This window comes from Micromonospora sp. SD12 (assembly GCF_052068495.1).
GTDB lineage: Bacteria > Actinomycetota > Actinomycetes > Mycobacteriales > Micromonosporaceae > Micromonospora > Micromonospora echinofusca.
The window spans coordinates 205,919-217,832 of record NZ_JBQHDF010000001.1; the positions used below are offsets into that span (position 1 = coordinate 205,919).

Below are 11,914 nucleotides of genomic sequence, written 5' to 3' on the forward strand. Positions count from 1 at the left end.
CGAGAAGACGCAGACCCACCACTCGCATTAGTGATATCCAAGAACGCGCCCACGCGCGGGTGCGCGCGCACGGGCGCACGGGCGCGCATGCACGCGCGATCCAGAAGGCGTATACGCGCGCGCACGCGCGTACGCGAACAGCGCACATAGCTACGTGCGGCCAGATGACCTTTAGGCGAATACGCACGCACGCAACGCGCGATTATCACTCCAATTGCCGCCCGGCAACCCGTTCCAATCGACCCACCCGGGTCGGAAACGGAGTGACTTGACGGCCAATCTGCCAGCCGCTCAAATTGGCACTGGTCAGACCAGAGGATGTCCAGATCGGGTTCGCCTGGACACAAAGAGAACGCCCGGCTGCCACCGGGCGTCCTCGACGACTCCGGTCACCTGACATGTCACCGCAGGCAGGAGGAGCCTTGACGACCGTAACAAGCAACGAGAAGCGGAACAACGAGACGCCGGCTCGGCACCGGTTGGTACTGGCATACCTGAGGACACTGCCCGCCACGCTGACCGGTGTGGCTGCCCTCGTCGCGGCATTGGCCGCACTGTGGAATCGCTGACGGGCTAGTGAACGTGACCGGGCCTGATCTTCAAGGGCCCGGTCACGGCGTCCGCACGTGGCATCGCGGCCCGGTCAGAGGCCGCCGGGGAGGCGGCCCGGGGCGAGGCGGTGGTGGGGGTCGAGGTGCGCCTTGGCCGCGCGCAGCCGGGCCAACCCGGCCAGCTCGCCCCACAGGTCGACGGCCCGCCGGACGGCCGGCGGCGCGGAGAGCACCACGCACCGGCCCTGCCGGGCGAGGAGCACGCCGCGGACGGCGGCCAGGATCGACGCCACCCGGTCGGGCGACATGGCGCCGGGCAGGGCCGCGTGCACCACGCCGAGGCCGGCGGAGCCGCGTACCGGAACGGGCCCGCCGGCGGCGTCGCGCAGCGCGTAGACGGCGGCGTGCAGGTCGGCGATGGGCACCTCGATCCGCAGCGCCGTGTCGCCCGGGCCGAACGGGTAGCGCCGCCACCAGTCGGGTGCGGCGTGGCTCGCGGCCGCGCCCGGGCCGAGGAGCGCGACGAGCCGGTCCGCGCGCTCGGCCACGTCGGCCGGACCGCCCTCCAGCAGCACCACCAGCCGCCCGGCACCGGCCGGGCCGCCGCGGACGCGCCCCGCCATGGACGGGTGCGCGGCCATCGCGGCGGCCCGGGTGCCCTGGCGCGGCCGGGGTCCCGCGCCGGCCGGCAGGTCGAGCTCGACCGCTGCCGGGTCGAGGCGCGAGGCGAGCACGGTGCGGATCAGGTCGTGCACCTCCAGCGGGGTCCAGACGGGTCGGCTGACCCAGATCCGGCCGGCCGGGACGGCCTGCACCCGCAGGGTCGCGGAGACCAGCACGCCCAGCGCTCCCTGCGAGCCGCAGAGCAGGCGGGCCAGTTCCAGGCCGGCGGCGCCACCCCCGGCGTCGACCAGCTCGCCGTCGGCGTCGAGGTAGCGCACCCCGACGAGCTGGTCGCAGGGGCTGCCGTGGCGGTGCCGCAGGGGCCCCGCCTCGCCGGCGGCGAGCACGCCGCCGAGGGTGGCGCCGGGCGAGGGGGCGTCGAGCGCCAGGCGCTGCCCGGTGCGCTCCAGCGTGGCCTGCACCGCGCGCAGCGGGGTGCCCGCCCCGACCTGCGCGGTGGGCGAGCCGGCCGGCTCGTGGCCGATCCCGGCGAGCCGGCCGGTGTCGAGCATGATGTCGACCCGGTCGGGGGCGGCACCCCAGTCGATCTTCGTGCCGGCCCCGCGCGGCACCACCGTCAGGTCGTGCCGGGCGGCGAGCCGCAGCACCTCGGCCGCGGCGTGCGCCCCACCCGGGACGGCGACCCAGCGGGCCGGGCGGCCGGCCACCTCGTCGGCGGGGCCGGCGAAGCGGGCGAACGGCGGGCCGCAGATCTCGGTCAACCGCCGGGTGATGTCGAGGGCTCCGGGCCGGTCGGTGGAACTCGCTGCAGCCGCCATGCCGGCCATCGTACACATGTTCGAAAGGTGTGGCGGCGGGTCGCCGACGAGGCCGCGCGGCGGGCGGCGCGCGGCCGGTAACGTGACGCCGTGACCACCGAGACCCCCGTGCCCACGGCGAAGCGGGTGCCCAGCGAGCGCACCCACCACGGCGACACCGTCGTCGACGAGTACGCCTGGCTCACCGCCAAGGACGACCCGGAGACGATCGCCCACCTCACGGCCGAGAACGCGTACACCGAGGCCCGGACGGCGCATCTCGAAGGGTTGCGCGCCGAGCTGTTCGAGGAGATCCGCCGGCGCACCCAGGAGACCGACCTGTCGGTGCCCGGCCGCAAGGGCGGCTACTGGTACTACACCCGCACGGTCGAGGGCCAGCAGTACGGCGTGCAGTGCCGCCGGGCGGTCCGCGACGGCGAGACCGAGCCGCCCGTCAGTATGGACGGCGCTCCGCTCGACGGCGAGGAGGTGCTGCTCGACGGCAACGTGCTCGCCGAGGGGCACGACTTCTTCTCGCTCGGCGCGTTCGACGTCAGCCCGGACGGGCGGTGGCTGGCCTACTCCACCGACTTCTCCGGCGACGAGCGGTTCACGCTGCGGGTCAAGGACCTCGCCACCGGCGAGCTGCTGCCCGACGAGGTGCCCGGCACGTTCTACGGCACCGCCTGGTCGGCCGACGCCTCCGTGCTGTTCTACGTGACGGTGGACGAGACGTGGCGCCCGAACCGGGTCTGGCGGCACACCCTGGGCACGGCGTCCACCGAGGACGTGGTGGTCTACCAGGAGGACGACGAGCGGTTCTGGGTCGGCGTGGAGCTGACCCGCTCGGAGCGGTTCGTCCTCATCGACGTGCACAGCAAGATCACCAGCGAGGTGCTGGTGATCCCGGCCGGCAACCCGACCGGCGCGCCGGCGTCCGTGGCGCCCCGGCGGCAGGGCGTGGAATACACCGTCGAGCACCACGGGCACCGCTTCCTGATCCTGCACAACGACGGCGCGGAGGACTTCGCGCTGGCCTACACCTCGGCGGACGCGCCCGGCGACTGGGTGCCGCTGATCGAGCACTCGCCCGGCACCCGGCTGGAGGCGGTCGACGCCTTCGCCGACCACCTGGTCGTCTCGCTGCGCACCAACGGGCTGACCGGGCTACGGGTGCTGCCCGTCGGCGGCGGCGACGCGTACGACATCGACTTCCCGGAGCCGCTCTACAGCGTCGGCCTGCACGACAACCCGGAGTACCGCACCGGGCAGATCCGGCTCCGCTACGCCTCGCTGGTCACCCCCGACTCGGTCTACGACTACGACCTGGTCACCCGGCAGATGGTGCTGCGCCGGCAGAAGCCGGTGAAGCCCGGGCCGGACGGGCGGGCGTACGACCCGGCCGACTACGAGCAGCACCGCGACTGGGCGCTCGCCGACGACGGGACCCGGGTGCCGATCTCGCTGGTCTGCCGGGCCGGCACCCCGAAGGACGGCTCCGCCCCCTGCGTGATCTACGGCTACGGCTCGTACGAGGCGAGCATGGACCCGTGGTTCTCCATCGCCCGGCTCTCCCTGCTGGACCGGGGCGTCATCTTCGCCGTCGCGCACATCCGGGGCGGCGGCGAGCTGGGCCGCAGCTGGTACGACCAGGGCAAGCTGCTGGCCAAGAAGAACACCTTCACCGACTTCGTCGCCTGCGCCCGGCACCTGGTCAAGGCGGGCTGGACGGGGAGCGACCGGCTCGTCGCCCGGGGCGCCTCGGCCGGCGGGCTGCTGATGGGCGCGGTCGCCAACATCGCCCCCGACGCGTTCGCCGGGATCGTCGCGCAGGTGCCCTTCGTGGACGCGCTCACCTCGATCCTCGACCCGTCGCTGCCGCTGACCGTCACCGAGTGGGAGGAGTGGGGCAACCCGCTGGCCGACCCGGAGGTCTACGCGTACATGAAGTCCTACACGCCGTACGAGAACGTGCGGGCGGTGGACTACCCGGCGATCCTCGCGGTGACCAGCCTCAACGACACCCGCGTGCTCTACCACGAGCCGGCGAAGTGGATCGCCCGGCTGCGGGCGGTCGCGCCGCAGGGCGACTACCTGCTCAAGACCGAGATGGGTGCCGGCCACGGCGGCCCCAGCGGCCGTTACGACTCCTGGCGCGAGGAGGCGTTCGTCAACGCCTGGATCCTCGACCGCCTCGGCCGCGCCTGAGCTTGGTCGGGCGGGGCCCCTCCGCTCGCCGGTAGGGGCCCCGCCCGACGGTCTCAGCCGAGGACGCCGGCCAGCACCGCCGGGTCGACGTTGCCGCCGGTGACCACGGCGACCGTACGACCGGGCGGCAGCTCGGCGGCGCGGAACAGCCGGGCGGCCACGGCCACGGCGCCGCTCGGCTCCACCACCAGGCGGGCGTCGCGCACCAGCCGACCCATCGCGGCCCGGATCTCTTCCTCGGTCACCGTGACGATGCGGTCCAGCCGGGCCCGCAGGTGGGCGAGGGTCAGCTCGGACGGCGGCAGACGCAGCCCGTCGGCCATCGTCCGGTAGGTGCGCTCCTCGCCCCAGACCACCACCGAGCCGGCCGCCAGCGAGTCCCGCGCGTCGGCGGCGAGTTCCGGCTCGACGCCGATCACCGTCGTCGCCGGGCGCAGGGCGGTGACCGCGGTCGCGACGCCGGAGGAGAGCCCGCCGCCGCCCACGGGCACCAGCACCACGTCGACGTCGGGCAGGTCCTCGACGATCTCCAGCCCGACCGTGCCCTGCCCGGCCACGATCCGCCGGTCGTCGAAGGGCGGCACCAGCACCGCACCCGTCGTCGCGGCGATCCGCTCCGCCTCCGGGCCGCGTCGCGGCGGCGGCACCAGCAGCACCTCGACGCCCAGCGCGCGGATCCGGTCGACCTTAGCCGCCGGGGCGCCCTCGGGCACCACGATCCGGCACGGCACACCGGCCGCGCGGGCCGCGTACGCCAGCGCCAGGCCGTGGTTGCCCGACGAGTGGGTGACCACGCCGCGCGCCCGCTCCTCGGGCGTCAGCCGGGCCACCGCGTGGGTCGCCCCGCGCAGCTTGAACGAGCCCACCGGTTGCAGGCTCTCCGGCTTGAGCCACAGCTGCGCGTCCCATCCGGTCCGCAGCAACGGGGTACGCAGCACGGTGCCCTCGATGTCGGCGGCGGCGTTGCGGACGTCGGTGATCGAGACCAGCTCCATCGCCCCATCCTGCCCGATCCGGGGCGGACGAACGGTCCCGCGCGGTTGCGGCCGGGACGGCGGGGGTGGCGCGCCTAGACTGCCGGGGTGACCGGAGCCGGCGGGGTGGAGGACGAGCCGGCCGAGGGCGTACCGGCGTCGGGCTGGCGGGCGGCGGCGCGCGACCGGCGCGTCTGGGCGATCCTCGCGGTGGTCGCGTTCCTGCTGGTGTGCTGCTGTTCCGCCGCCGCCGGGACGCTGCTCGCGCTCGCCACCGGCCTGTTCGCCGCCTGACGCGGCCCGGGCGGCCCGACGCCGGTTCGCGGGGCGAGCTGGCGGGCCTGCCGGCGGATCACGGGCTCAGGTCGTCCGCAGCTCCTCCACCGCCGTACTCGCGCGCAGGAACAGCAGGCCGACACCGACCGTCACCAGCACCGCCGTCAAGGCGCCGGCGCCGAGCATCGTGAGCTGCCCCAGGGGTACGTCGGGCGGCACGGTCACCTGCGAGGTCTCCACGACCCGGGTGTGGCGCGCCCGGGTGGCGGGGTCGGCGCAGAGCTGCGCGGTGGCGACGCAGACCTCGTCGTAGTCGGTGCCGCTCGGCGCGCGGAACAGCCCCCGGGCCAGCAGCAGGCCCACGGCCAGGGCGACCGCCACCGCCGGCACGGCCGGGGCCAGCGACTGCCAGGCGATGGACCGGCCGAGCGTGGGCCGGGGCACCCCGGTCGCCACCAGGGCCGCGTACGCGCGCCGCCGGGCGGTGATCCCCTCCACCACCGCGACGACCAGCCCACCGGCGGCGACCAGCATGGCCACCACCACCGCCAGGTCCACCAGGTCCATGGTCCGCAGGTAGAAGTCGCCGCCCGCCAGCCCGGCCCCGGTCCGCCGGCTGAGCTCGCCCGCCGCGACGAAGTACTCCCGCAGCCCGGCCGCGCCCGCGCCGAGCAGTACCGCCGCCAGCAGTGCGGCGAAGGTGCGGCTGCCCGCCCACGGGTCGGCCGTCAGCCGCCGGGCGGCGAGCAGCGCGGCCGGCCCCCGGGCGTAACGGTGCAGCAGCCGCCCGGCGGTCCAGGAGATCCAGCCGGTGCCGACGACCACCCCGATCATCGCGGCCAGCCCGCCGCCGACCAGCAGCATCGGCACCAGCCACAGCGGCGCGTCGGCGTCGCGCCGGTCGTAGAAGCGGGTGACGGGTTCGATGGCGGCGAAGGCGGCCAGCCCGGCGACGATGAGGACGCCCGCCCAGGGCCGGGGGCCGCGTTCCCGGCGGTGCGTACGCAGCACGCCGAACGGGGTCGTGCTCACCCGGCGCAGCATCAGCGCGGTGGCCAGCGCCGCGACCACCGGCAGCCCCGCCAGCACCGCCGCCAGCGCGCCCGGGGTGGGCAGCACGTCGGTGGGGAGCGCGAGCCGGCCCCGGGCGTCGGGCCGGTCCCACAGCTCCCGGCCGGCGAAGTAGACCGAGGCGCCGGCCAGCGTGCCGAGCAGGCTCGCCAGGCCCGTCTCCAACACGGCGATCCGGGTCACCTGGCCCGGGGTGGCGCCCGCCAGCCGGAACGCGGCCAGCCGGCGGTCCCGCGCCGGGGCACCGAGCCGGGCGCACTGCCCGGCCAGCGCCAGCACGGGAATCATCAGCAGCAGCAGGGCGAAGGCGGTGCCGCCGCGCAGCCCCGGCTCGACGAGCAGGGGGTTGGAGTAGTGCTGCGACCAGCGGTTGGCGTTGTCGTCCGTGGCGGGTGGGGTGGGGATCGCCAGCACGGTGAGCGCGGCCAGGGCGGCGACAGCGGCCAGGGCGGCGCTGATCGCGGTGAGGACCACCCGGACGGTGTCGGTGCGGGTGCCGGCCAGGGCGAGGCGGGCCAGGGTGGCCGGCCTCACCGGCGTACGCCCGGCAGCGGGGTGTCGAGGCCGAGCCCGTCGCGGTCGACCATGCCGTCGCGGAGGATGATCTCGCGGTCGGCGTACGCGGCGATCTGCGGCTCGTGGGTGACCAGGACGACGGTGGTCTTCTGCTCGCGGGCGAGCCGGACCAGCTGGGTGAGCACCTGCTCACCGGCGAGTGTGTCCAGCGCGCCGGTCGGCTCGTCGGCGAAGAGCACCCGGGGCTCGGTGACCAGGGCCCGCGCCGTGGCGCAGCGCTGCTGCTGCCCGCCGGACATCTCGCCCGGCCGGGCGTCGGCCAGGTCCGCCACGCCGAGCCGGTCCATCCAGGACAGGGCGGCCGTCCGCGCCTCTCGCCGCCGGGTGCCGGCGAGGAGCAGTGGGAGGGCGACGTTCTCGGCGGCGGTCAACTCGGCGACGAGCTGGCCGAACTGGAGGAGCACCCCGAACTCGGTGCGCCGCAGCCGCGACCGTGCCGCCTCCGACCAGGTGTCGATCCGGTGTCCGTTCCAGCTCACCTCGCCGGCGTCGGGGCGCAGGATGCCGGCGAGGCAGTGCAGCAGGGTGGACTTGCCGCAGCCACTCGGGCCGGTGACGGCGACGATCTCGCCCTCGGCGACGTCGAGGGTGACGCCGCGCAGCGCGGGTGTCGGCCCGTAGGACCTGACCACGCCGCGAGCCTGAAGTTGCGTCACGAGTGCACCTCCCGGTGCCAGTCGGCGACGCGGTCCAGGGTGGTCCGCAGCCACCGCAGATCGGCGTCGAGATGGGCGATGGCGAAGTCGGCCGCGACGATGTCGTCGAGGCTGGCCGAGGGCGCCGTCTTCACCGCGGTCAACTCCCGCAGTCGTTCGGTGTGGGCCTGCCGCTGGGCGACCAGGTAGGCCCGGGCCCGGTCCGCGTCATCCACCAGCAGCGCCACGACCACCTTGGCGAAGAGAGTGCTGGCGACGTACGGCATCGGCGGCTCGACCTCGGCGAGCCAGCGCTCCAGCGCGGCCCGGCCGTCGGCGGTCAGCGCGTACGCGGTGCGCTCCGGGCCGCCCTCCCGTTCCTGCCCGGCCGGTGCCACCAGGCCGTCCCGCTGCAACCGGCCGAGCGTCGAGTAGACCTGCCCGAAGGCCAGCGGCCGGGCGCGGGGCAGGCGTTCGTCGTGGGCCCGCTTCAGCTCGTAGCCGTGCCGGTTGCCGGCGGCCAGCAGCCCGAGCAGTACATGCGGGGTGGACACCGCGTCACTATTCACCGGGTGGATAGTGACTGTCAAGGAGGCCCGCGCGGCGGGTGCCGCGCGGGCCTGTGGTTGAGGTGGGCTCGGTCGGGGTCAGTCGAGCGCCGACCAGTCCGGGTCCCGGCCCGTCAGGGCGAGCAGGCGGTCGATCTCCGAGACGTCCGACGACGACGTGCCCACCGGCGCCGCGAAGACGCCCTGCTCCCGGGCCGCCGGCCCCATCTGCTCGCACAGGGCGTACAGCGGGGGCAGCACCTCGGGCGCGGGGCGGTAAGGCTGCCCGGTGGCGACGGCCAGGTCCCAGGCGTGCACGGTCAGGTCCAGCAGCACCATGCTGCCGACCGTCTCCTGCGGCAGCCCCATCCCGGGCGAGATGCCGTCCAGCGCGGCCGGGTCCGACCACGCCTCGACCAGCTTCGCGGTCTCCGCCTCGAACCGGTCCCGCCAGCCCTCGGCCAGATGGTCGGGCTTCTCCGCCCACTCCGGCTGCCGTCTGTGCGCGAGGGCCTGGAAGTTGACCACCACGTCGTGGAGGTGGTTGAGCAGGTCGCGCACCGTGTAGTCGCTGCACGGGGTGGGCAGGTCCAGTTGGTCGTCCGAGATGCCCCGGACCACCGCGACGGCACGGGGGGTCGTGGCTGCGAGCAGATCACCAGTCTTCGTGGCCATGCGCTCAGGGTACGAGGATGGCCCCGGCGTCGCCGCCCCCCGCAAGTCGCTCGCGAAGCCGTACGTGGTGAAGCCGAGGTCGACCGGGGGCCGGCTCAGTTGCGGCGCAGGGCGACCACGGCGACGTCGTCGTGGATCTCCGGCGGAGCCAGCTCGACCAGGAGCCGCTCGCAGAACCGGTCCAGGTCGTCGTCGACCCGGCCGGCGGAAGCGGCCAGGGCGGCCAACCCGTCGTCGATCGTGGCGTCCCGGCGTTCGATCAGGCCGTCGGTGTAGAACACCAGCGTCGCCCCGGCCGGCAGCACGAACTCCAGGTCGGGCGGCCGGGGCGCGCGGACCCCGAGCAGCGGGGCCGAGTGCTGTACGAACTCGACCTTGCCGTCGAGGCTGAGCAACGGCGGCAGGTGACCGGCGCTGGCCAGCCGGATCCGGCCGCTGGGCGGGTGCAGCAGCAGCACGCAGATCGTGGCCAGCTCGTCGGGCAGCAGGGTACGCATGAGTTCGTTGACCCGGTGCAGGATCTCGCCCGGCTGGTGCCCCTCCACCGCGTACGCCCGCACCGCGTGCCGCAGCTCGGCCATCACCGTCGCGGCGTGCAGCGAGTGGCCGGCCACGTCGCCGATCGCCAGGAGCAGGTGGCCGTCGAGCATCACCAGCTCGTAGAAGTCGCCGCCCACCTCGGTCTGCGCGCTCGCCGGCTCGTAGCGCACGGCCAGGTCGAGCCCGCTGACCTGCGGTATCCGGCGCGGCAGCAGGCTGCGCTGGAGGGTCACCGCGATGCGGTGCTCCTCGTCGAAGGAGCGCTGCGCCTCCACCGCCGCCGCCACCGCCTGGGCGAGCTGCCGAAGCACGGGGGTGCGGGCGGTCTGCGTGGCGGTGGGCACGACGACGTAGAGCGGCGCCCGGTCCTCGCGCAGCCGGGCGGCGGCCACCGTGACCGTGTCGTCCGCCGGCCAGCCGACCAGTCCCCAGGCGGCCGGATCGTCGACCCGGACCGTCGTCCCGGTCGGCACCCCGGTGTCGTCGACGATCCAGGGGACGATCGTGGCCGCGCCGTCGGGGAAGTCCGCGATCCCGGCGAGACAGTCGCCGTCGAACGTCTCCGCGACCACGGCGGCCGGGCTCCTGAAGATCTGCGCGGCGCCGGCCGCCGCCGCCTCCAGCAGCCTCGCGAAGTTCGGGGCGGAGTGCACCGCCATGGTCGTGTCGGCCAGCCCGAGCAGCCGTTCGGCGAGCAGTTCCGCGCGCTGCCGGGCCCGGTAGTAGCGCAGCACCGCGTGGGAGGTGGCGACCAGTTCCTCCGGCTCGATCGGCTCCGCCAGGTACGCGTCCGCGCCCCGGGTCAGCCCCTGCGCCCGGTCCACCACGTCCACCGCGTGCGCGGACACGTGGATCACCGGCATCGCCGGGTGCGCCGCCTTGATCCGTTCGCAGACGTCGAAGCCGTTCAGGTCGGGCAGCCGCACGTCGAGCACCACGAGATCGATCGGGTCCACCCCGACCCGGGCCAGCGCCTCGCCGCCGCTCTCCGCCTCCAGCACCGCGAAGCCCGCCCGGGAGAGCCAGCTCACCAGGAGGTAGCGCTTGGTGGGGCTGTCGTCGACCACCAGGACCGTCGCCGGGCCGCCCTCCACGTCACGCTCCGCCCACAGGCAGGGTGACGGTGAACGTGCTGCCCCGGCCCGGCTCGCTGGACACCACCAGGCTGCCGCCGAGCAGGGTCACCAGCCGCCGCGCGTACGGCAGGCCGAGGCCCGTGCCGCCGACCCGGGTGGCGCCGGGCACCTGGTAGAACTCCTCGAAGATCCGCTCGTGCAGCTCCGGAGGGATGCCCGCGCCGGTGTCGGAGACGGCCAGCGACCACTGGTCGTCCCGCCGCTCCGCCCGCAGCCGGACCTCCCCGCGCTCGGTGAACTTGAGCCCGTTGTGCAGCAGGTTGCGCAGGACCTGGGCGAGCAGCACCTCGTCGGTGCGCAGCGTCGCCGGCACGGGCGGCTCCTCCACCACCAGCTCGACGTCGGGCCGGGTGGCGAGGGCGCGCAGCGTGCCGCGCAACTGGCCGAAGACCGGCCGCAGGTCGACCTCACTCCAGTCGGGCTCGATCCGGCCCGACTCGGCCTTGGCCAGGTCGAGCAGCTCGTTGACCAACGTGAGGAGGTCACCCGCCGACGAGCGGATCAGCCCGACCTGGCGGGCCTGCTCGGCGGTGAGCGGGTCGGAGGCGGAGTCGCCCAGCAGCCGGCCCAGCCCCATGATCGCGGTGACCGGGGCCCGCAGCTCGTGGCTGACGTTCGCCAGGAACCGGCTCTTCGACTCGCTCGCCGCGCGCAGCTGGGCGGACTTCTCGTCCAGCTCGGCGTAGAGGGCGACCACGCCCCGGTTGGTCTCCTCCAGCTCCTCGGTGAGCTGGTTGTAGAGCGCCATCACGCCCCGGTTGGTCTCGGCCAGCTCCTCGTTCAGGACGGCCAGCTCGTCGCGCTGGCTGCGTACCTCGTCGAGGGCGGCGATCAGCTGCGCGTTCTGGGCGGCCAACTCGTCCAGGGCGCTGCCCGGCGCGTTCCGGTCGAGCTCGGCGCGCAGCTCGGCGAGACGCTCGGGGGTCAGCACCTCTGCGGTGACCGGAACACGTCGGGACATCCTCACGACCGTATCCCCCTCCCGTGGCACCACGCCCAACTTGTCCACCAACCGCGCCACCGCGCCGGACCGCGGCTCGTACCGCCCGCCGGGCAGCGGACGCACCGGGAGGAGGTCCACCCGCAGGTACCGCCTGCCGTCGGCGGGGTCGTCGACGAGGACGAACGCCACCTCCGCCCCGCCGGCCGAGTGCAGCAGGTCGCGGGCCACCTCGCTGAGCGCCGTGGCGATGCGTACCTGGTCCTGGTGTTCCAGCCCCACCGCGGCGGCGACCTCGCGGCCCCGCTGCCGGACGACGAAGATGTCGTGTTCGACCCGCAGCGCCATCGTCAGCAGGGGCGC

10 protein-coding genes are annotated in these 11,914 nt (G+C 74.8%); 2 read left to right on the forward strand and 8 right to left on the reverse strand.

Going from position 1 to position 11,914, the window contains the following annotated elements:
• Positions 1 to 643 precede the first annotated feature (643 nt).
• Complete coding sequence (locus ACTMS2_RS00945; protein WP_441173609.1) at positions 644 to 1,993, reverse strand: FAD-binding oxidoreductase; 1,350 nt, start codon at positions 1,991 to 1,993, stop codon at positions 644 to 646.
• A 90-nt stretch (positions 1,994 to 2,083) separates the two neighbouring features.
• Between ACTMS2_RS00945 and ACTMS2_RS00950 the strand changes: the two genes are divergently transcribed.
• Complete coding sequence (locus tag ACTMS2_RS00950) at positions 2,084 to 4,180, forward strand: S9 family peptidase (RefSeq protein ID WP_441173610.1); 2,097 nt, start codon at positions 2,084 to 2,086, stop codon at positions 4,178 to 4,180.
• Between the two features lie 53 nt (positions 4,181 to 4,233).
• On the opposite strand, the gene ACTMS2_RS00955 is transcribed toward ACTMS2_RS00950, so the two are convergent.
• Positions 4,234 to 5,175 (reverse strand): threonine ammonia-lyase, encoded by a 942-nt coding sequence (locus ACTMS2_RS00955; RefSeq protein WP_441173611.1) that lies wholly within the window; start codon positions 5,173 to 5,175, stop codon positions 4,234 to 4,236.
• An 87-nt stretch (positions 5,176 to 5,262) separates the two neighbouring features.
• Here ACTMS2_RS00955 and ACTMS2_RS00960 point away from each other — a divergent pair, with 87 nt between their 5' ends.
• Complete coding sequence (locus ACTMS2_RS00960) at positions 5,263 to 5,448, forward strand: hypothetical protein (protein ID WP_441174103.1); 186 nt, start codon at positions 5,263 to 5,265, stop codon at positions 5,446 to 5,448.
• Between the two features lie 66 nt (positions 5,449 to 5,514).
• Here ACTMS2_RS00960 and ACTMS2_RS00965 read toward each other — a convergent pair whose 3' ends face one another.
• From ACTMS2_RS00965 to ACTMS2_RS00990, 6 genes are all read right to left on the reverse strand, one after another.
• Positions 5,515 to 7,035: an FtsX-like permease family protein gene (locus ACTMS2_RS00965; protein ID WP_441173612.1), complete on the reverse strand. Its 1,521-nt coding sequence runs from the start codon at positions 7,033 to 7,035 to the stop codon at positions 5,515 to 5,517.
• Positions 7,032 to 7,733: an ABC transporter ATP-binding protein gene (locus ACTMS2_RS00970; RefSeq protein ID WP_441173613.1), complete on the reverse strand. Its 702-nt coding sequence runs from the start codon at positions 7,731 to 7,733 to the stop codon at positions 7,032 to 7,034. The genes ACTMS2_RS00965 and ACTMS2_RS00970 overlap by 4 nt, the downstream gene beginning before the upstream one ends.
• On the reverse strand, positions 7,730 to 8,266 hold the full coding sequence (locus tag ACTMS2_RS00975; protein WP_441173614.1) for a PadR family transcriptional regulator: 537 nt from the start codon (positions 8,264 to 8,266) through the stop codon (positions 7,730 to 7,732). The genes ACTMS2_RS00970 and ACTMS2_RS00975 overlap by 4 nt, the downstream gene beginning before the upstream one ends.
• 93 nt (positions 8,267 to 8,359) lie before the next feature.
• On the reverse strand, positions 8,360 to 8,935 hold the full coding sequence (locus tag ACTMS2_RS00980; protein ID WP_441173615.1) for a TIGR03086 family metal-binding protein: 576 nt from the start codon (positions 8,933 to 8,935) through the stop codon (positions 8,360 to 8,362).
• Between the two features lie 95 nt (positions 8,936 to 9,030).
• Complete coding sequence (locus ACTMS2_RS00985; RefSeq protein WP_441173616.1) at positions 9,031 to 10,569, reverse strand: SpoIIE family protein phosphatase; 1,539 nt, start codon at positions 10,567 to 10,569, stop codon at positions 9,031 to 9,033.
• Position 10,570: 1 nt separating this feature from the next.
• Positions 10,571 to 11,899 (reverse strand): ATP-binding protein, encoded by a 1,329-nt coding sequence (locus ACTMS2_RS00990; RefSeq protein ID WP_441174069.1) that lies wholly within the window; start codon positions 11,897 to 11,899, stop codon positions 10,571 to 10,573.
• Positions 11,900 to 11,914: the final 15 nt, after the last annotated feature.

Bases quoted from the DNA above. Each gene is read 5' to 3' on its own strand.
- ACTMS2_RS00945 (WP_441173609.1), bottom strand. From the start codon at position 1,993: ATGGCGGCTGCAGCGAGTTCCACCGACCGGCCCGGAGCCCTCGACATC.
- ACTMS2_RS00955 (WP_441173611.1), bottom strand. From the start codon at position 5,175: ATGGAGCTGGTCTCGATCACCGACGTCCGCAACGCCGCCGCCGACATC.
- ACTMS2_RS00980 (WP_441173615.1), bottom strand. From the start codon at position 8,935: ATGGCCACGAAGACTGGTGATCTGCTCGCAGCCACGACCCCCCGTGCC.
- ACTMS2_RS00990 (WP_441174069.1), bottom strand. From the start codon at position 11,899: ATGGCGCTGCGGGTCGAACACGACATCTTCGTCGTCCGGCAGCGGGGC.